Source organism: Streptomyces sp. NBC_01384 (assembly GCF_045040035.1).
Lineage (GTDB): Bacteria > Actinomycetota > Actinomycetes > Streptomycetales > Streptomycetaceae > Streptomyces.
In genome coordinates, this window is the sequence record NZ_CP109559.1 from 1,717,175 (window position 1) to 1,735,733 (window position 18,559).

An 18,559-nucleotide genomic window follows, 5' to 3' on the forward strand; every position below is an offset into this window, starting at 1 on the left:
TGTCACCCCATCGGGGTGACCTGATCATCCGTTGACGAAGTCCTCGCGGGCGAGCAGCGCGGTGTCCGCGTTGTCGGAGAAGACGCCGTCGATGCCCGTGGCGAAGTAGGTCTTGAAGGCGCCGAAGGCGTCGCCGTAGGCGTTCGGGTCGGTGCCCTGGCGGAAGTTCGCGGGCAGGAAGGTGTTCTCGTTGCGCATGGTGTACGGGTGCAGGATCAGGCCCGCGCGGTGCGCGTCGGCGACCAGCGTGGTCGGCGTGGTGAGGGCGCCGTTCGCGTCCTTGGGGATGACCAGGTCGAGCGTCGGGCCGATGCCCTGCGCGTACGAGGCGATCCACTTCAGGCCCTCGGGCTTGACGAGGTCGGCGACGGTGCGCGGGTCGCCCGCGGTGACGAAGTCCCAGGGACGGGTGTTCGCGGCGGAGAGCAGGACGACGAGCGGGTTGTCGACGAGCTTGTCGAGACGCTGGATGCTGCTCGGCTCGAAGGACTGGATGATGACCGGCGAGTTCTTCTTGTCCTTGCCGTGCCCCCGCAGCACCTTGGCGAGGCGCTCCTCCAGGCCGAGGCCCAGCGCCCGGAAGTAGGTGGGGTGCTTGGTCTCGGGGTAGATCCAGACCTGCTTGCCGCGCTTGCGGGTCTGCTCGTCCTGCCAGTGGAGCACCTCTTCGAAGGTGGGAATCTCCCAGCGGCCGTTGTAGAGCGTGTTGTGCGGGCGGTTGGCGGGGATGCGCTCGACGGCCCGCAGGGTCTTCAGCTCGGCCAGCGTGAAGTCCTCGGTGAACCAGCCGGTGACGGCGACGCCGTCGAGGGTCTTGATGGTCTTGCGGTCGGCGAACTCGGGGTGCGCCGACACGTCGGTGGTGCCGCCGATCTCGGGCTCGTGCCGGCAGACGAGGTGGCCGTCCTTGGTGGGCACCAGGTCACCGGCCTCGATGACGTCTGCGCCCATGTCGAGGGCCAGCTGGTACGAGCCGAAGGTGTGTTCGGGCCGGTAGCCGCTGGCGCCCCGGTGTCCTATGACGGCCGGCTTCGGCAGGCTCTTGTACCCACCGCCGTACCCGCCGCTCCCCTGCCGCTCGTCGGCTCTCGCCGCGCCGGGCAGCCCGAGGACCGCTCCGCCCGCGCCGAGCACCGCGGCCCCGAGCAGCGCCCGTCGCGCCGTGCCCCGGTCCTGCCCGTTCGACTCCTGCGACTCCGGTGTCCCCTGCGTTCCCTGCGTTCCCTGAGTCCCCATGAGAGCTCCTCCCGCCGTACCGCCCCGCACCTGTCAAAGCGGGTCGATCGTAGGTTCCCTTGCGTGACGGGAGGGAGACCCGTGGCGGAACATGGGGGTTCCGCCGAATGTCATACGGGATGAGGAGACTGACGGTCCGCCAGTTTCGGGGCGGCGGCGGTGGGTACGCGGTCAGGGGTTCCCGATCGCGGGGTCCCGGTCCAGTGCGGCAAGCGCCGCGACGTCCGCCACATGCCTCCGTTCGTGTGACGAACGCGCAACAGGACGCCACCGCAGGTAAACATTCATCAACAGTCCGTATCCAGTCGGTGAACCCGATGTGCAATCACCGGGGGGCCGCGAGTATCGTCCTCACCTGCACAGACTCATACCGAATCCCTTGACACCGGAGGGCCCGTTGTCCCGCTTCGCGCTCATCAAGGCAGTGCTCGGACCGATCATGCGCCTGATGTTCCGCCCACGGGTGGAAGGCGTGGAGCACATCCCGGGCGACGGTCCGGTCATCCTGGCCGGCAACCACCTCACGTTCATCGACTCGATGATCATGCCGCTCTTCTGCGACCGCCAGGTCTTCTTCATCGGCAAGGACGAGTACGTCACCGGCAAGGGCATCAAGGGTCGGCTGATGGCCTGGTTCTTCACCGGCTGCGGGATGATCCCGGTCGACCGTGACGGCGGCCGCGGCGGTGTCGCGGCGCTGATGACCGGCCGCCGGGTGCTGGAGGAGGGCAAGGTCTTCAGCATCTACCCGGAGGGCACCCGCTCCCCCGACGGCCGGCTCTACCGCGGTCGTACCGGCATCGCCCGGCTGGCCCTGATGACCGGCGCGCCCGTGGTCCCGTTCGCCATCATCGGCACGGACAAGATCCAGCCCGGTGGGTCCGGCTTCCCGCGGCCCGGCCGGGTGACGGTCCGCTTCGGTGAGGCGATGGAGTTCTCCCGGTACGAGGGCATGGACCGTGACCGGTATGTGCTGCGGGCCGTGACCGACTCCGTGATGACCGAGGTCATGCGGTTGTCCGGGCAGGAGTACGTGGACATGTACGCCACCAAGGCGAAGGCGGCGTAGCACCTCTGGCGCTCTGGCCGTATCTCGGGTGCGGGTGAGTTGTGACTGGTCGCGCCCACGCGGCGGAGCCGCACGATGTCACAGCCCCGCGCCCCTGAAGGGGCGCCTTTCTAGACCCCGGTCTCCAGTTTCTGTCCCTTCAGCAGGAACCACGCCGCTGCGGCCGTAGCAAGCAGTACCGCCGCTCCGATGCCCGACGCCAGCGCCAGGCCGTCAACGAAGGACGTACGAGCCGCGCTGAGCAAGGCCTCTGAGGTGTGGGCCGGCAAGGTCGTCGCCGCCTCCACCGCGCCGCCCAGTGACTCGCGGGCCCCTGCCGGAGTGCCCGCGGGGCCGGTGAAGCCCGCGTAGACGCCGGTGACGATGGAGCCGAGCAGGGCGATGCCGAGGGCGGCGCCGAGTTCGTACGCCGTCTCGGAGACCGCGGACGCGGCGCCGGCCTGCTCCTTGGGCACGCTGGAGAGGATCACGTCGGCGGTGACGGTGAACGAGAAGCCCGCGCCGACTCCGACGACCAGCAGCGCGCCGCCGAGCAGCGGATAGCCGGTGGACCGGCTCAGCAGCGTGAGCGCGGCGAGTGCGAGGCCCACGGCGGCGAGACCGGCGGAGACCACGGCACGCACCGAGTAGCGGCGCGCTACGGAGCCCGCGATCAGGCCCGTCACCACCGCGCCGATGGCGGCGGGCAGTTCGGCGAGGCCTGCCTCGAACGGCGGCCTGCCCTGTACGAGTTGCAGGTACTGCGACAGGAAGAAGACCAGCCCGGACAGGCCGAAGACGGTCAGCAGATCGGCGAGCACCGCCGCCGAGAAGCCCCGGTTGCCGAACAGCCGCATGTCCAACAGCGGTACGGGCATGGTGAGTTGGCGGTGCACGAAGCCGTGGAGGGCCCCGGCACCGAGCAGGCCCACGGCCACCGGTTCCCAGGCGAACCCGTGCGTGGCGACTTCCTTCACCGCGTACACGACGCCGATCACACCGACGAGGGAGAGGCCGACGCTGGTCAGATCCCAGGGGCCGGGGTTCGGGTTGCGGGACTCGGGCAGCAGCTTGATGCCGACGGGCACGAGGACCAGCATCACGGGCACGTTGATGAGGAAGACCGAACCCCACCAGAAGTGTTCGAGCAGGAAGCCGCCGGCGACGGGGCCGACCGCCGTACCGGCGGAGGCCGTCGCACCCCAGACGCCGATGGCGAGGCTGCGCTCGCGCGGGTCGTGGAAGAGGTTGCGGATCAGGGCGAGGGTGGCGGGCATCAGGGTCGCGCCCGCGACACCGAGCAGCGCCCGCGCCAGAATCATCATCTCCGGCGTGCTCGCGTACGCGTTGAGCACGGAGATCACGCCGAACGCCGTGGCGCCCATCAGCAGCAGCTTCTTGCGGCCGATGCGGTCGCCGAGGCTGCCCATGGAGACGAGCAGACCGGCGATGACGAAGGAGTAGACGTCACCGATCCACAGGAGCTGGGTGCCGGAGGGCTTCAGGTCCTCGCTGATGTACGGGGTCGCGAGACCGAGCACGGTCGCGTCGACGGCCACCAGCAGCACGGCGAGGACGAGGACGCAGAGCGCGAGCCAACGGCCCGGACGCTTCTCCCCCTCCGCCGTGTACTCCCCCAGGCTCTCGGCTTCTCCCCCACTCTCGGCTTCGCTCGAGCGGGGGGACCCCCATGAGCAGGGGGCACCCTCATGCCGCAGGGTGCTGGTCATGATCACTCTCTCCGTAGTGCGCCGCCGAGCAGCAGCTCGACGATCATGTAGTGGAAGTCCTTGGCGGCGACCCGGCCCTCGGTCACGGCCCATGCCCCGGAGGCCATGAGCCCGTAGAGCGCCTCGGTGAGCCAGGCGGGGGTGAGGTCGATGCGGAACTCACCGCTGTCCTGGCCGCGCCGGAACAGGGCCGCCATCCGGGCGTCGAGCCGGGCCCAGCCCTCGTTCTGTTCCTCGCCCTCGAACAGCTGGTTCTCGGTGTAGAGGAAGGCGAGCAGTCCGGCCGCCTTTTCGAGTTCCTTCACCAGTCGGCGCAGGGCCTCCTGAGCGGTGTCCTCGTCGAGGCGGGCGGCATCGAGCGCCGCCTCGCACTCCTCGATTCCGAGTGCCTCCAGCGCCCGTACGAGCGCGTCCCGCCCGGCGAACTGGCGGTGCAGTGTGGCCCGGCTGATCCCGGCCGCCTTGGCGACCTCGTCCATGGTGGCGGTGGATTTGCGGGTGAGCAGGGCGGCTGCGCTGCGCAGCACGTGTTGACGGTAGACAGCCATGAGACAACCGTACTCCATGTGAGACATTGCTGTCTCAATAGAAGCGCGTGAGTCTCATACGCGTTCCGTTTCGCGGTTTTTTACGGTGCTCAGTGCCAGAGCAGCTGCCCGCGCCGCTCCCAATAGGCCCCCGGGTCCTCGACGAGGGCGGCGAGGCGGGCCAGCTGGTCGTCGTCGAGGTCGACGACCGCGGCGTGCAGGTTCGAGGCGAGCTGGGCGGTGGTGGCCGCACCGGAAAGGACGACCCCGGCCCAGGGCTGCCGCAGGATCAGCGCGAGGGCGACCGCGTCGGCGCCGACGCCCGTCTCCTCGGCGATCGCCCGCACCACGTCCGGCGCGTGCCCGGAGGCCAGGCGGCCGTTGGCCATGCCCTCCTTGACGATCACCGTGAGCCCGGCGTCGTGCGCCTCGGCAAGGGCGCGGGCGGCCGAGGTCTCCAGGACGTTGTACGTGGACTGCACGGTACGGAAGAGGGGCGCGCCCTCGACCGTCACGGCGAGCGCCGCGCGGATGGCGTCGGCCTGGACGGGTCCGCTGGTGGAGAAGCCGATCGAGAGGCCCTGGGCGGCCGCTTCGGCGAGCTTGGCGTGGAGTTCCTTGTCGGTGAGGGCCGGGCTGTCCGGGGTCACCGAGTGGATCTGGTAGAGGTCGAGACGGTCACCGAGCAGCTCGGCGGTCTCGGCGCGCTGCCGCTCATAAGCGGCGAGGGTGTGGTCCTTGACCTCGTGCTTCTCGGCGTCGGTGGTCCAGTCCGCGGTGTAGGTGTAGCCCCACTTGCTGCCGATGACCACGTCGTCGACGTCCGGCCGGGCGTTCAGCCAGTCGGCGAGGAACTCCTCCGAGCGGCCGTACGAGCGGGCCACGTCGAAGTAGCGCACGCCCTGGGCGTAGGCGGCGTCGAGGAGTTCGTGCGTGCGCTCTCGCAGGGCGTCGACACTGCGGTCGGCCGGGAGGTCTTCCTCGCGGCCGAGGTTGATATAGCCGGGTCGGCCCACCGCGGCCAGGCCGAGGCCGATGTGCGCGGTGGGAGTCGTGGCTGAGGCGAGGCGGGCGAAGGGCATCGCGGGCTCCGTTCGGTCGGCTCCTTTGACCGGGCCTGTACGGCTCGGTGTTCCGGCTCCCGACCAACCTAACCCGCGATGCCCTCCGCGTACGCGACCTGCTCCTTCTTCCGCCCTGCGCTACTTCTTCTGCCCTGCGCTACTTCTTCTGCTTCGCCGTGGCCCACTGGTGCTGGGCGGCCACATCGGACTTCACCTCGGCGAGCTGGACGGCGACCGCGCTGGGTGCCGTACCGCCGCGGCCGTCGCGCGAGGCGAGGGCGCCCGGGACGTTCAGGACGGAGCGCACCTCGGGGGTGAGGTGGGCGGAGATCTTCGCGAACTGCTCGTCGGTGAGGCCGTCCAGCTCCTTGCCGTCGGCCTCGGCGACCTTCACGCACTCGCCCGCGATCTCGTGCGCGACACGGAACGGCACGCCCTGCTTGACCAGCCACTCGGCGATGTCGGTGGCGAGCGAGAAGCCGGCCGGGGCCAGCTCCTCCATGCGCTCGCGGTGCACGGTCAGCGTCGCCATCATGCCGGTGAAGGCCGGGAGCAGGATCTCCAGCTGGTCGATGGAGTCGAAGACGGGCTCCTTGTCCTCCTGGAGGTCGCGGTTGTACGCGAGCGGGAGCGCCTTGAGCGTGGCCATCAGGCCCGTCAGGTTGCCGATCAGGCGGCCCGACTTGCCGCGCGCCAGCTCCGCGATGTCCGGGTTCTTCTTCTGCGGCATGATCGACGAGCCGGTGGAGAAGGCGTCGTGCAGGGTGACGAAGGAGAACTCCTTCGTGTTCCAGATGATGACCTCCTCGGCGATCCGGGAGAGGTTCACGCCGATCATCGCGGTGATGAAGACAAACTCCGCCACGAAGTCGCGGGAGGCCGTGCCGTCGATGGAGTTCGCGACGGAGCCGTGCTCGAAGCCCAGGTCCTTCGCGACCGCCTCCGGGTCGAGGCCGAGGGAGGAACCGGCCAGCGCGCCGGAGCCGTACGGCGAGACGGCCGTCCGCTCGTCCCACTGCCGCAGCCGTTCCGCGTCCCGGGACAGGGACTGGACGTGGGCGAGGACATGGTGGGCGAAGAGGACCGGCTGGGCGTGCTGGAGGTGCGTACGGCCGGGCATCGCGACGTCCGGGTGGGCCTCGGCCAGACCGATCAGCGCGTCCTGGAGCTCCGCGATCAGACCGCCGATCGTCCGGGCGTGGTCGCGCAGGCACATCCGGAAGAGGGTCGCCACCTGGTCGTTGCGCGAGCGGCCCGCGCGCAGCTTGCCGCCGAGGTCGGGGCCGAGGCGCTCAAGAAGTCCGCGCTCCAGGGCCGTGTGCACGTCCTCGTCGGCGATCGTGCCCACGAAGGAACCGTCCGCCACATCGGCTTCGAGCTGGTCGAGGCCCGCGATCATCCGCGTCAGCTCGTCGTCGTCAAGGAGGTTCGCCTTGTGCAGCGCGCGCGCGTGGGCACGCGATCCGGCGATGTCGTACGGCGCGAGACGCCAGTCGAAGTGGACGGACGCGGACAGCTTGGCCAGGGCCTCGGCGGGACCGTCGGCGAAACGGCCGCCCCAGAGCCGAACGTCACCGCTGTTGCTGCTCACTGCACTTACTCCTTGGAGGGTGGTGATGTGCGACCGCCTCCCCACCCGGAAGGAAAGGGAGGGAGGCGGTCGTCACGCTAGCGCGTCCTGGGTTCAGGCCAGGTCTGCGTCGGGCTATGCCTGCAGATCACGCCGCGCGGCGATCTTCGACGACAGGCTGTAGATGTCGATGAATCCCTTGGCTGCGGCCTGGTCGAACGTGTCGCCCGTGTCGTACGTCGCCAGGTTGAAGTCGTAGAGCGAGGTGTCGGAGCGCCGGCCGGTGACGACCGCGCGGCCGCCGTGCAGGGTCATCCGGACATCGCCGTTGACGTGCTGGTTGGCCTCGTTGATGAAGCCGTCCAGGGCGCGCTTGAGCGGCGAGAACCACTGGCCGTCGTAGACCAGCTCGCCCCAGCGCTGCTCGACCTGCCGCTTGTAGCGGGCCAGTTCGCGCTCGACGGTGACGTTCTCCAGCTCCTGGTGGGCCGTGATGAGCGCGATCGCGCCCGGGGCCTCGTACACCTCGCGGGACTTGATGCCCACGAGCCGGTCCTCGACCATGTCGATCCGGCCGATGCCCTGGGCGCCGGCGCGCTCGTTGAGCTGCTGGATGGCCTGCAGGACGGTGACGGGCTTGCCGTCGATGGCGACCGGGACGCCCTCCTTGAAGGAGATGATCACCTCGTCGGCCTCGCGGGCCTCGGCCGGGTTCGAGGTGTACTCGTAGATGTCCTCGATCGGCGCGTTCCAGATGTCCTCCAGGAAGCCCGTCTCGACCGCGCGCCCGAAGACGTTCTGGTCGATGGAGTACGGGGACTTCTTGCTGGTGGCGATCGGGAGCTGCTTCTCCTCGCAGAAGGCGATCGCCTTGTCCCGGGTCATCGCGTAGTCACGGACCGGGGCGATGCACTTGAGGTCGGGGGCGAGGGCGACGATGCCGGCCTCGAACCGCACCTGGTCGTTGCCCTTGCCGGTGCAGCCGTGGGCGACCGTGCTGGCGCCGTGCTTCTGGGCGGCGGCGACGAGGTGCTTGACGATCGTCGGCCGGGAGAGGGCCGAGACCAGCGGGTAGCGGTCCATGTAGAGGGCGTTGGCCTTGATCGCCGGGAGGCAGTACTCCTCGGCGAACTCGTCCTTGGCGTCCGCGACCTCGGCCTCGACGGCACCGCAGGCGAGCGCGCGCTTGCGGATGACGTCCAGGTCCTCGCCGCCCTGGCCGACGTCGACCGCAACGGCGATGACCTCGGCGCCCGTCTCCTCGGCGATCCAGCCGATGGCGACGGAGGTGTCCAGACCGCCTGAGTAGGCGAGTACGACGCGCTCGGTCACGGGTTTCTCCTCACAGTGCATTCGCTGACATGCATGAGTATGCAGGAGTCTGCATGGTTCGTCAATCTCAGGTCGCCCTCGAAGGGGCCAAGGGGAACCCTGATCGAAAATGTCTGAGGATGTTTGAACGATAGAACGCGCTTACTCGTACCTCTCCCCGAACGCAGGCGCCGCGTTTTTGTACACCGAGGAATGACGAGCATCGGACCGCCCGGACGACCACCGGACGGTCCCCCATCCCCGACCCGAGTGAGGCTTCCGCATGTCCAGGACCCTTCCGAAGTACAACAAGCGCCGCGTCCTGATGATCGGCGGCACCGCCGCAGTGGTGCTGTCCGGAGCCGTGATCGCCGGCAACGCCATGGCCGGGGGGACGTCCAACAGCAGCGCGAACGCCACGACCAAGGCCGCGACCTCCCCGGGCACGGTGAACTGCCCGGCCGTCGCGCCGAGCCTGCCCGCGATCCCCGCCACCGCGCAGGCCGAGGTCACCCGCAACCTCACGCTCCTGGACACCCAGATCACCGAGGCCAACAAGCGGCTCGTCGACACGGTCGGCCAGGGCGGCCCCAACTTCATCCAGAACGCGATCCTCGGCCCCCTCAAGGACAAGCGGGTGGCGACGATCAACCGCATCGCCACGGCGATCGGCCGTACCGCCGCCAAGCCGACGGGTCTCGACTCCCTCGCGCCCTGCACCCTCAACGCCAACGGCGTCAACAACGGCGGCGCCGCGGCCACCGCGGCCCCGAGCGCGACGGCCACCCAGCAGGCCGGCAACACGGGGAACACCGGGAAGGCGGGCAACACCGGCAGCACCACCGCCGCCGGCACCATCAGCTGCCCGGACGTCGCGTCGAAGCTGCCCGCGATCCCCGCCTCCGCCCAGGCCGAGGTCACCCGCAACCTCACGCTCCTGAACACCCAGATCACCGAGGCGAACACGCGGCTGGCGAACACCGTCGGCCAGGGCGGTCCGAACTTCGTGCAGAACGCGATCCTCGGCCCCCTGAAGGACAAGCGCGTGTCGACCATCGACCGCATCGCCATCTCCATCGGGCGCACCGCGGCCAAGCCGACGGGCCTGGACTCCCTCGCGGCCTGCACGCTCAACAAGTAAGAACCGACAAGTCCACCAGGTGACGGTCACGTGGCCGCCCCGTCTACGACCGGGGCGGCCGCCGAACCGGCCGACACCTCACCACTTCACGCGATTCCTTGGACACGAGACACAATTCCTTAGACAGGCAAAAGGTCTTGCCCAATAATCGTTAGACATGGGAAAGACCTATGAACGCATCGACGGCAGGCTGCGTACGTTCATCGAGACGCAACCGATCTTCTTCACCGCGACCGCGCCCCTGTCCGGGGACGGCACGATCAATCTCTCCCCCAAGGGCCTCACCGGCTCGTTCGCCGTCCTCGACGAACTGACCGTGGCCTATCTGGACTTCGCCGGCAGCAACGCGGAGACGATCGCGCACCTGCGGGAGAACGGCCGCATCACCCTCATGTGGTGTGCCTTCCAGGGCCCGCCGAACATCGTCCGGGTGCATGGCCGCGGCGAGCCCGTCTTCCGGGACGACCCCCGCTTCAAGGAACTGCTCACGCACTTCCCGGACATCGACCCCACCCCGCACGGCCTGCGCGCGATCATCGTCGTGACGGCCGAACTCGTCCGCGACACCTGCGGCTACGCGGTGCCCTTCATGTCGTACGACGAGGACCGCGACCTGCACGCCAAGCGCTTCGCGCGCGAGGACGACGCCTCACTGAGCGAGTACTTCACCAAGAAGGATCACGTGGCGACGAGCCTGGACGGCCTACCCGGGCTGCCGCTCCCGCTGCCGCCCCGTACGGTCTGATCCATGCGCCTCGGAGCCGTCGCCCTCGCGTCCGCGTCCCTGCTCGCCCTGGCCCCGAGTGGCCCGCCGCCCCTCCCCGAACGCATGGCCGATACGGGCGGTGGCAGCCAGCTGATCACCGCTCAGGCGCCCCGTGCGGATGCGTCGTCGGGCACGGTCACCTGGTGGGACCGGCGCGCCGGGCACTGGGTGAAGGCCGGTTCGGCGGCGGCGCGCTTCGGGGCGAAGGGGCTGATCGAGGGGGGCTCGCGCAGGCAGGAATCGAACACGACACCCGCCGGGCTGTACGACCTTCCGTTCGCCTTCGGGATCAAGGCCGCGCCCGCCGGGACCACGGTCCCGTACCGCCGGGTGCGGCAGAAGTCCTGGTGGTGCCAGGACAACGACTCCCGCGCGTACAACCGGTGGACCGAGCCCCGGCCCGCCGACTGCCGTGCCGCCGAGTCCGAGCATCTGATCGCGTACAAGACGCAGTACGCGTATGCCTACGTCGTCGGGTTCAACTACAAGCGGCCCGTGCGCGGGCGGGGTGCGGGGATTTTCCTGCACGTCAACGGCAGCGGGGCTACGGCTGGGTGTGTGTCGGTGCCGGGGGAGGCGATGCGACGGATTCTGGCGTGGGCCGACCCTTCGCGGGGGCCGCGTATCGCGATCGGGACGGTGAGCGGGGAGACCGCGATCACTCGTTACTGACCGCGGGGTGACGGCGCGCGGCTGCCGTCGGTCGGCAGCTGGACGGTGAATGTCGTGGCGCCTGGACGGCTTTCCAGTTCGACCGTGCCGTTGTGCGCCTCCACCACCGCCGCCACGATCGACAGGCCCAGCCCCGCGCCACCGCCCGCGCCACCGGTGCGGCGGCGGTCAGCTCGGGTGAAGCGTTCGAAGACGCCGGGCTGGACGTCCTCCGGAACACCCGGACCGTCGTCGTGGACCCTCAGGACGGCCATCTTGTCGTCCGTGTCCAGTGACACGGTGACCTTGGTGCCAACGGGTGTGTGCAAACGGGCGTTGGCCAACAGGTTGGCCAGCACTTGTTGGAGACGGTGGGCGTCGCCGGTCGCCGTGACCGGCTCTTCCGAGAGTTCCAGCGTCCAGCGGTGGTCGGGGCCCGCGGCACCGGCGTCGGTGACCGAGTCGAGGACGAGGTGGGTGAGGTCGACGGGGAGGCGTTCCAGGGGGCGGCCCGCGTCGAGGCGGGCGAGGAGGAGCAGGTCGTCGACCATCTCGCCCATCCGCGCCGACTCGGCGGCGATGCGTTCGAGGGCTCGGGTGACCTTGGGCGGCACCGGGTCCGGATGCAGCAGCGCCAGTTCGGCGTGGCCGCGGATCGAGGCGACCGGGGTGCGCAGCTCATGGCTGGCGTCCGCGGCGAAGCTGCGCAGCCGTTCCTCGCTCGCGTGCCGCTTGGTCAGCGCGTCCTCGACATGGCCGAGCATCCGGTTGAAGGCCCCGGAGACCTGGCCCACCTCGCTGCGCGGGTCGGGTTCGGGGGCGCGCGACGGCAGCGCCACCTCTCCGCTGGCGAGCGGGAGCTCGCTGACCCTCGTCGCGGTCGCGGCGACCCGGCGCAGGGGCCGCAGCGACCAGCGCACCCACAGAGCCCCGGCGACACCGGCGACCACGAGGGCCACGCCGAAGACGACCGAGGAGACCAGTTCCAGACGGTGGACGGCCGCCTCGACCGGCTCCATCGGCAGCCCGGTGACCAGGACGTCGCCGTCCAGTCCCCGCGACGCCATCACGCGGTACTCGTACAGGGTCGACAGACAGACGGTGTGGCCCTGGCCGTCGACCGGGACGCCGGCCAGGGCCCGCTTGTCGGCGGTGCTCAGCGACACGCTCAGGTCGGTCGCGTCGTCGCCCGAGCGTACGACCGCCGCGTTGGTGACGTCCCGGCCCACCAGGCGCGCGCCGAAGGTGCCCGCGCCCTGTCGGCGCGTGTCGCCGTTCTCGTCGCCGTCATGGTCCGACGGCTTGATCCTGCCGTGCTCCAGGCTCGCGGGGAACTGCACCCCCACGTCGCGCAGCTGCTGGTCCACGCGCCCGGTGAGGAACCCGTTCAGCTCGTACACGGCGGCCACCCCGACGGCGGCGCAGCTGACGGCGAGCAGCACCACGAGCCCGGCGGTGAGCCGCGCCCGAATCGTGCGCGGACGCGACAGCCGACGTACGGCCGCCCGCATCCCCGGCCACCGGCGCCGCCTCATCGTCCCGCCACCGGCTTGAGCACGTACCCGGCGCCCCGCACCGTGTGGATCATGGGTTCGCGGCCCGCGTCCACCTTCTTGCGCAGATACGAGATGTAGAGCTCCACGACATGGGCCTGGCCGCCGAAGTCGTACGACCAGACGCGGTCGAGGATCTGCGCCTTGCTGAGCACCCGGCGCGGGTTACGCATCAGAAAGCGCAGCAGTTCGAACTCGGTCGGCGACAGCTCGACCAGTTCGCCGCCGCGGGTCACCTCGCGGGCCTCCTCGTCCATGACGAGGTCGCCGACGGTCAGGCGCGGGCCCTCGTCCAGCTGCCGGGCCATGCCCGCGCGGCGCAGCAGCCCGCGCAGCCGGGCGACGACCTCCTCCAGGCTGAACGGTTTGGTCACATAGTCGTCGCCGCCCGCCGTGATGCCCGCGATGCGGTCCTCGACGGAGTCCCGGGCCGTGAGGAAGAGCACACAGACCTCGGGGTGCACGCCGTGCAGGGTGCGCAGCACGGCGAAGCCGTCGGTGTCCGGGAGCATCACGTCGAGGACGACGGCGTCCGGTATCAGCTCGCGTGCCTCGGCGACGGCCGAGGCCCCGTCGCCCGCCGTCCGGACCTCCCAGCCCTCGTAGCGCAGGGCGCCGGAGAGCACCTCGGCCAGGTCGGGGTCGTCGTCGACGACGAGGACGCGTACGGGGGTGCCGTCGGGGCGGGTGAGCGCGGGCCGGCCGTTGCCTCGGGAGCGGGGAGTTTTCATCTCGTACACCAGGATCGCTCCTCACCCGAGGTCGCGACGCCCCTCCCGCCTCTGAGTTTCCTCTGAGTGGGCCACATGTGCCGCTCTCGGTTTCCTGTGAGTCCGCGCCGAAGCCGCCGATTCAGAGACTCCTCAGAAGTTACCGAAGCACAGTTCCGTCCCAGACAGCAGGAAGGACGGACATATGACCACGGTGCACGAGCGGGCGGCGGTACCGCGCCCCACACGAGGACGCGGGCGCCCCAGGCCCTCGCCCGCCGGGCCGCTGCTGGCCCTGCTCTGGGCCGGGGCCGCCGCGGTCATCGGCCTGTGGTGGTACGACACGCAGTCGGTGGTGGGCCTCGCCGGGTGGCTGACCGACGCCGGGCGGATCGCCGGGCTGCTGTGCGGCTACAGCTGCGCGGTGCTGGTGGCGCTGATGGCCCGGGTGCCCCTCCTGGAGCGGCGCATCGGCTCCGACCGGGTGGCCCGCTGGCACGCCATGGCCGGCCGGTACACGGTCAGCCTGCTGGTGGCGCATGTCACGCTGATCCTGTTCGGGTACGCGGCCCAGGACGGGGCGGACATCGTGCACGAGACGCTGAGCGTGGTGTTCGACTACCCGGACATGCTCAAGGCCACCATCGGCACGATCATCCTCTTCGCGGTCGGGATCACCTCGGCGCGCGCGGCCCGCCACCGGATCAGCCACGAGTTCTGGTACTACGTGCACCTGCTCACGTACGTGGCCGTGTTCCTCACCTTCTTCCACCAGCTGGCGCTGGGCTCGGACTTCGTCGGCAACACCGCCGCCCAGGCCGCCTGGTACGCCCTCTACCTGGGCACGGCCGCGCTGGTGGTGTGGTTCCGGGTGCTCGCCCCGGTGCGGCTCAATCTGCGGCACAAGCTGCGTGTGGAGTCCGTGTACCGCGAGGCGCCCGGCGTCTTCTCCATCGTCGTCCGCGGGGAGCGGCTGGACGAGCTGAACGCCCAGGCCGGACAGTTCTTCCGCTGGCGGTTCCTGTCGGACGGGATGCGGTGGACTTCCACGCCGTACTCGCTGTCGGCGCCACCGCGCTCCGACCGGCTGCGGATCACCGTGAAGGCGCTCGGCGACCACAGCGCCGCCGTGGGGCTGCTGCGGCCCGGCACCCGGGTCTGGGCGGAGGGCCCGTACGGGGCGCTGACCGCCGAGCGGCACACCGGACGCAAGTCGCTGCTGATCGCGGGCGGCGTCGGCATCACACCGCTGCGCGCCCTCTTCGAGACGCTGCCGGGCGGACCCGGCGACGTGACGCTGCTCTACCGGGCCCGTACGACCGAGGACCTCGCGCTCGGCGCCGAGCTGGAGGCGATAGCGCAGTGGCGCGGGGCGCGCGTCCTATACGCGGTCAACGGCGCCGACGGGACCCGCCCCCGGTTCACCGCCGAGTCGCTGCGGGCGTCCGTGCCCGGCCTCGCCGGGCACGACGTCTATCTGTGCGGTCCGCCCGCCATGGCACGGGACCTGTACGGGGCGCTGCGCGCTGCCGGGGTTCCCGACCGCCGTATCCACCACGAGTCGTTCGAGCTGTGAGGCCGCCTTGCACGCCCTGAAGAAGCACCGTCCGCTGCGCCGCGTGATGCTGGCGGCCGCCACCACCGTCACCGGTGTCGTCCTGCTGCTGTCGCTCAAGCCGCACACCGCGCCGACCGTGGCGGAGGCATCGTCGTCCGCCGGACAGTCACAGTCACAGTCCGCGTCGCCGCCCCGGTCGCCGTCTGCCGGGAGTTCTTCCGGAAGTTCCTCGAAAGGCTCTTCCGGCAGCTCGTCGGGGAGCAAGAAGAGCACCGGCACCAAGACCGTCACCGGTGACACCGTCCAGACCCGCTGGGGTCCCGTCCAGGTGCGGATCACCCTGAAGAACGGCAAGATCACCGATGTGACCGCGGTCTCCTATCCCTCGGACAACCCACGTGACCAGGAGATCAACAGTTACGCGATTCCCCAGCTCAGGAGGGAGGCACTGAACGCCCAGAGCGCCCAGATCGACTCCGTCTCGGGGGCCACGTACACCAGCGGCGGATACAAGCAGTCCCTCCAATCTGCACTGGACTCGGCAGGCCTCTGAACGCACAGCCGTCGGGGACCGTATCTCTGGGCCAAAGGGGTCTTTCCCCTAGCCCCGTCCCCACGGACGACCACGGAGGAACCGTTGTCCACGATTGCCGGTGGCCGCGCCGCGCGGCGCCAGACCATGCGCCGCATTCGCCCACGACGCTCCCCCGCCGTCCCACTGCTGCTCGCCGTCTGGGCGGGCGCGGCCGGGGTCATCTGGCTGTGGTGGAGCAACACCCCGTCCATCGCGGACGACAACAGCAAGATCCTCAACGCGGGCCGGATCACCGGACTGCTCGCGGGCTATCTGATGGCACTGGTCGTGCTGCAGATGGCTCGTGTCCCCGCTCTGGAGCGCCGGGTGGGTTCGGACCGGGTCGCACGCTGGCACGCCATGAGCGGCCGGTACACGATCTGTCTGGTCCTGGCCCACCTCGTCCTGATCATGTGGGGCTACGCGCTGCAGGCCGGCAAGAGCTTCGGCGACATCGTCCAGCAGACCATCGACTCGATCAACCAGCTGCCCGACATGGGCAAGGCCGCGATCGGCACCGGTCTGCTGTTCCTCATCGGGCTGCTCTCCATGGGCCCGGTGCGCCGCAGAATGGGGTACGACACCTGGTACCACATCCATCTGCTCACCTACGCCGCCGTCTTCCTGACGTTCTGGCACCAGCTGACCACGGGCAACGACTTCGCCGTCGAGCCCACCGCGAAGACGGTCTGGTACGGGCTGTACGGCTCGGTGACGGCGCTGGTGATCTGGTACCGGATCATCGCGCCGATCCGGCTGAACGTGAAGCACCGGATGCGGGTCGAGGCGGTCATCGAGGAGACCCCCGGGATCGTCTCGGTGCTCATCAGCGGGCGCAAGCTGCACCGCATGGGCGCGGAGGCCGGGCAGTTCTTCCGCTGGCGCTTCCTGGCGCCGGGGATGCGGCTCAGCTCCCACCCGTACTCGCTGTCGGCGGCGCCCCGCCCCAACATGCTGCGGATCACCGTGAAGGCGATCGGCGACCACAGCTCCGCGCTGCGCGACCTGCGGCCCGGCACCCGGGTCTGGGCCGAGGGCCCGTACGGGGCGCTGACGGCGGGCAAGCGCAGCCGCGGCAAGGTGTTGCTGGTGGCCGGTGGTGTCGGGATCACGCCGATGCGGGCGCTGTTCGAGACGCTGCCCGGCGCGGCGGGCGACCTGACGCTGCTCTACCGGGCCAACACCACCCAGGATCTGGCCCTGTGGGACGAGCTGGCGGCCATCGCCGAGGAGCGCGGGGCCCGGCTGATGTACGCGGTGAACAGTCCGGAGGGGGAGCGCCCGGACATCTCGGCCGAGACCCTGCAGCGGAAGCTGCCGGACATCGATCGCCACGACGTCTTCATGTGCGGGCCGCCCGGCTTCGCGCAGCAGGTCTACGAAGCACTGCGCGGCGCGGGGGTTCCCGCCCGCCGCATCCATCACGAGTCGTTCGAGATGTGAGCGACGGGAGTCAGGAGCGATGAAGAAGAGTCACCCCATTCGGCGTGCCGTGCTGGCCGGCGCCGCCACCGTGTCCGGGATCGTCCTGCTGCTGTCGTTGAAGCCCGCCTCCGACCCGACGTCCACGTCGGCGCAGGGAGCGGCGGCCCAGCAGACGGCGGCGTCGCAGGACTCGCCCCAGGGCGGCAGCGCGCAGCAGTCGTCCACGGGGGCCCAGACGGTCACCGGCGACGTCGCCCAGACCCAGTACGGGCCGGTCCAGGTCCGTATCACCGTCAGCGGCGGCAAGATCACCAAGTCCGAGGTCGTCCAGATCCCGAGCGGCGGCCACAGCACCGAGGTCAGCAACGCTTCCGTACCCAAGCTCAACCAGGAGGCCGTCGCCGCGGGCAGCGCCAGTATCGACGCGGTGTCGGGCGCCAGCTACACGAGCGCCGGATACAAGAAGTCGCTGCAGTCGGCCCTCGACAAGGCCAAGGCGAGCGGCAGCGGTTCGTCGGGGGCAACCGGATCAACCGGATCGACCGGGTCCGCGGGCTCGGGCTCCTCCGGTTCCGCCGGCTCCTCCTCGTCGTCCCAGGCCCCCGCCGCGCAGGCCAAGACGGTCACCGGAGCCGTCGCCCAGACCCAGTACGGCCCCGTCCAGGTCCGTATCACCGTCAGCGGCGGCAAGATCACCAAGTCCGAGGCCGTGCAGGCGCCCAAGGGCGGACTGAGCGATCAGAAGACCGCCCTGGCCGTCCCCAGGCTCAACCAGGAGGCGGTCGCGGCCGGGACCTCGACCATCGACGCCGTCTCCGGCGCCACCTACACCAGCACCGGTTACAAGCAGTCCCTGCAGTCGGCCCTGGACAAGGCCGGTGGCTGACCCCTCCGAGGAGCCGCCCGCGCTGCGGCACGCGGAAGAGGTCATGGGCACCGTCTTCTCGTTCGATGTGCGCGGCGGTGAACCCAAGGCCGTCCAGCGCGCGTTGGAGGAGGCGGTCGCCCAACTCCACCGGGTGGACGAGGTGTTCAGCACCTACCGCGAGGACAGCCAGATCTCACGCCTCGCCCGCGGCGAAGTCGCCGTCGCCGACTGCGATCCGCAGGTCGCCGAGGTGCTCGACCTGTGCGCCGAGGCGGAGCGGCTCAGCGAGGGCTGGTTCAGTACGACGTACGAGGGCCGGCTCGACCCGACCGGCCTCGTGAAGGGCTGGGCGACCGAGCGCGCGGCCCGGCACATGGCGGCGGCCGGGGCGAGCGGGGTGAGCGTGAACGGCGGCGGCGACGTCCAGCTGTTCGGCGTGCCCGGCGCCCAGCGCCCGTGGCGGGTCGGCGTCTCGGACCCGCTGCGTCCCGGTGCGCTCGCGGCGGTGGTCTCCGCCGCCGGTGTCGACCAGCTGGCGGTGGCCACCTCCGGCACCGCCGAGCGCGGTGCCCATATCGTCGACCCGAGCACCGGCCGCTCCGCGGTGACCGACCTGGTCGCCGTGACCGTCGTGGGCCCCGAACTGACCTGGGTGGACTCCTGGGCGACGGCCGCCTTCGCGATGGGCTCCCGAGCGGCCCTGACCTGGCTGGAGTCCCTCCCGGACATCGAGGCCCTGCTGATCACGGCGGGAGACGAGGTCAGATGCACAGGGGGCTTGGCTCAACGCCTGGGGTGAGTTTCCGCTTTCCGGGGCACAACCCGCA

General features: G+C 70.3%; 17 protein-coding genes. 9 read left to right on the forward strand and 8 right to left on the reverse strand.

The genetic code is table 11. The annotated features are described in order from the left end of the window. Window positions 1-24: 24 nt before the first annotated feature. The gene (locus OG747_RS07645; protein ID WP_405878526.1) at window positions 25-1,236 is read right to left on the reverse strand and encodes a glycerophosphodiester phosphodiesterase; all 1,212 of its coding nucleotides are present in this window, start codon (window positions 1,234-1,236) and stop codon (window positions 25-27) included. 379 nt (window positions 1,237-1,615) lie between these two features. Here OG747_RS07645 and OG747_RS07650 point away from each other — a divergent pair, with 379 nt between their 5' ends. After that, a complete protein-coding gene (locus OG747_RS07650) occupies window positions 1,616-2,305 on the forward strand; it encodes a lysophospholipid acyltransferase family protein (RefSeq protein WP_405878527.1) in 690 nt (229 codons plus the stop codon). A gap of 110 nt (window positions 2,306-2,415) precedes the next feature. On the opposite strand, the gene OG747_RS07655 is transcribed toward OG747_RS07650, so the two are convergent. From OG747_RS07655 to OG747_RS07675, 5 genes are all read right to left on the reverse strand, one after another. After that, window positions 2,416-4,014: an MFS transporter gene (locus tag OG747_RS07655; RefSeq protein WP_405878528.1), complete on the reverse strand. Its 1,599-nt coding sequence runs from the start codon at window positions 4,012-4,014 to the stop codon at window positions 2,416-2,418. Window positions 4,015-4,016: 2 nt separating this feature from the next. Next, window positions 4,017-4,562 carry a TetR/AcrR family transcriptional regulator gene (locus OG747_RS07660; RefSeq protein ID WP_405878529.1) on the reverse strand — a complete coding sequence of 182 codons (546 nt, stop codon included), beginning with the start codon at window positions 4,560-4,562 and terminating at the stop codon, window positions 4,017-4,019. An 89-nt stretch (window positions 4,563-4,651) separates the two neighbouring features. Beyond that, window positions 4,652-5,623, reverse strand: coding sequence for an aldo/keto reductase (locus OG747_RS07665; protein WP_405878530.1), 972 nt, complete (start codon window positions 5,621-5,623; stop codon window positions 4,652-4,654). 139 nt (window positions 5,624-5,762) lie between these two features. Beyond that, window positions 5,763-7,196, reverse strand: coding sequence for an argininosuccinate lyase (gene argH, locus OG747_RS07670; RefSeq protein WP_405878531.1), 1,434 nt, complete (start codon window positions 7,194-7,196; stop codon window positions 5,763-5,765). Window positions 7,197-7,310: 114 nt separating this feature from the next. Next, window positions 7,311-8,507, reverse strand: a complete 1,197-nt coding sequence (locus OG747_RS07675) for an argininosuccinate synthase (RefSeq protein WP_405878532.1) — start codon at window positions 8,505-8,507, stop codon at window positions 7,311-7,313. A gap of 262 nt (window positions 8,508-8,769) precedes the next feature. Here OG747_RS07675 and OG747_RS07680 point away from each other — a divergent pair, with 262 nt between their 5' ends. The 3 genes from OG747_RS07680 (at window position 8,770) to OG747_RS07690 (ending at window position 11,065) form a co-directional block, all read left to right on the forward strand. Beyond that, the gene (locus tag OG747_RS07680; RefSeq protein ID WP_405878533.1) at window positions 8,770-9,627 is read left to right on the forward strand and encodes a hypothetical protein; all 858 of its coding nucleotides are present in this window, start codon (window positions 8,770-8,772) and stop codon (window positions 9,625-9,627) included. 157 nt (window positions 9,628-9,784) lie between these two features. Further along, the gene (locus tag OG747_RS07685; RefSeq protein ID WP_405878534.1) at window positions 9,785-10,372 is read left to right on the forward strand and encodes a pyridoxamine 5'-phosphate oxidase family protein; all 588 of its coding nucleotides are present in this window, start codon (window positions 9,785-9,787) and stop codon (window positions 10,370-10,372) included. 3 nt (window positions 10,373-10,375) lie between these two features. Continuing rightward, complete coding sequence (locus OG747_RS07690) at window positions 10,376-11,065, forward strand: L,D-transpeptidase (RefSeq protein ID WP_405878535.1); 690 nt, start codon at window positions 10,376-10,378, stop codon at window positions 11,063-11,065. Here OG747_RS07690 and OG747_RS07695 read toward each other — a convergent pair. Beyond that, on the reverse strand, window positions 11,059-12,579 hold the full coding sequence (locus tag OG747_RS07695; protein WP_405878536.1) for a sensor histidine kinase: 1,521 nt from the start codon (window positions 12,577-12,579) through the stop codon (window positions 11,059-11,061). The genes OG747_RS07690 and OG747_RS07695 overlap by 7 nt on opposite strands. Then, window positions 12,576-13,328 carry a response regulator transcription factor gene (locus tag OG747_RS07700; protein WP_405885469.1) on the reverse strand — a complete coding sequence of 251 codons (753 nt, stop codon included), beginning with the start codon at window positions 13,326-13,328 and terminating at the stop codon, window positions 12,576-12,578. Before OG747_RS07700 ends, OG747_RS07695 begins: the two co-directional genes overlap by 4 nt. A 184-nt stretch (window positions 13,329-13,512) precedes the next feature. Between OG747_RS07700 and OG747_RS07705 the strand changes: the two genes are divergently transcribed. The 5 genes from OG747_RS07705 (at window position 13,513) to OG747_RS07725 (ending at window position 18,531) form a co-directional block, all read left to right on the forward strand. Continuing rightward, the gene (locus tag OG747_RS07705; protein ID WP_405878537.1) at window positions 13,513-14,883 is read left to right on the forward strand and encodes a ferric reductase-like transmembrane domain-containing protein; all 1,371 of its coding nucleotides are present in this window, start codon (window positions 13,513-13,515) and stop codon (window positions 14,881-14,883) included. Between the two features lie 7 nt (window positions 14,884-14,890). After that, window positions 14,891-15,418 (forward strand): FMN-binding protein, encoded by a 528-nt coding sequence (locus OG747_RS07710; protein ID WP_405878538.1) that lies wholly within the window; start codon window positions 14,891-14,893, stop codon window positions 15,416-15,418. A 126-nt stretch (window positions 15,419-15,544) separates the two neighbouring features. Further along, on the forward strand, window positions 15,545-16,882 hold the full coding sequence (locus OG747_RS07715; RefSeq protein ID WP_405885470.1) for a ferric reductase-like transmembrane domain-containing protein: 1,338 nt from the start codon (window positions 15,545-15,547) through the stop codon (window positions 16,880-16,882). Window positions 16,883-16,901: 19 nt separating this feature from the next. Continuing rightward, window positions 16,902-17,750 (forward strand): FMN-binding protein, encoded by an 849-nt coding sequence (locus OG747_RS07720; RefSeq protein WP_405878539.1) that lies wholly within the window; start codon window positions 16,902-16,904, stop codon window positions 17,748-17,750. A gap of 43 nt (window positions 17,751-17,793) precedes the next feature. Then, window positions 17,794-18,531 carry an FAD:protein FMN transferase gene (locus OG747_RS07725; protein WP_405885471.1) on the forward strand — a complete coding sequence of 246 codons (738 nt, stop codon included), beginning with the start codon at window positions 17,794-17,796 and terminating at the stop codon, window positions 18,529-18,531. The last annotated feature ends 28 nt before the right edge of the window (window positions 18,532-18,559 follow it).

Excerpts from the sequence above, each read along its gene's own strand:
- OG747_RS07645 (WP_405878526.1), bottom strand. The coding sequence starts at position 1,236 with ATGGGGACTCAGGGAACGCAGGGAACGCAGGGGACACCGGAGTCGCAG.
- OG747_RS07655 (WP_405878528.1), bottom strand. The coding sequence starts at position 4,014 with ATGACCAGCACCCTGCGGCATGAGGGTGCCCCCTGCTCATGGGGGTCC.
- OG747_RS07660 (WP_405878529.1), bottom strand. The coding sequence starts at position 4,562 with ATGGCTGTCTACCGTCAACACGTGCTGCGCAGCGCAGCCGCCCTGCTC.
- OG747_RS07665 (WP_405878530.1), bottom strand. The coding sequence starts at position 5,623 with ATGCCCTTCGCCCGCCTCGCCTCAGCCACGACTCCCACCGCGCACATC.
- OG747_RS07680 (WP_405878533.1), top strand. The coding sequence starts at position 8,770 with ATGTCCAGGACCCTTCCGAAGTACAACAAGCGCCGCGTCCTGATGATC.
- OG747_RS07685 (WP_405878534.1), top strand. The coding sequence starts at position 9,785 with ATGGGAAAGACCTATGAACGCATCGACGGCAGGCTGCGTACGTTCATC.
- OG747_RS07690 (WP_405878535.1), top strand. The coding sequence starts at position 10,376 with ATGCGCCTCGGAGCCGTCGCCCTCGCGTCCGCGTCCCTGCTCGCCCTG.
- OG747_RS07695 (WP_405878536.1), bottom strand. The coding sequence starts at position 12,579 with ATGAGGCGGCGCCGGTGGCCGGGGATGCGGGCGGCCGTACGTCGGCTG.
- OG747_RS07700 (WP_405885469.1), bottom strand. The coding sequence starts at position 13,328 with ATGAAAACTCCCCGCTCCCGAGGCAACGGCCGGCCCGCGCTCACCCGC.
- OG747_RS07705 (WP_405878537.1), top strand. The coding sequence starts at position 13,513 with ATGACCACGGTGCACGAGCGGGCGGCGGTACCGCGCCCCACACGAGGA.
- OG747_RS07715 (WP_405885470.1), top strand. The coding sequence starts at position 15,545 with ATGCGCCGCATTCGCCCACGACGCTCCCCCGCCGTCCCACTGCTGCTC.
- OG747_RS07720 (WP_405878539.1), top strand. The coding sequence starts at position 16,902 with ATGAAGAAGAGTCACCCCATTCGGCGTGCCGTGCTGGCCGGCGCCGCC.
- OG747_RS07725 (WP_405885471.1), top strand. The coding sequence starts at position 17,794 with ATGGGCACCGTCTTCTCGTTCGATGTGCGCGGCGGTGAACCCAAGGCC.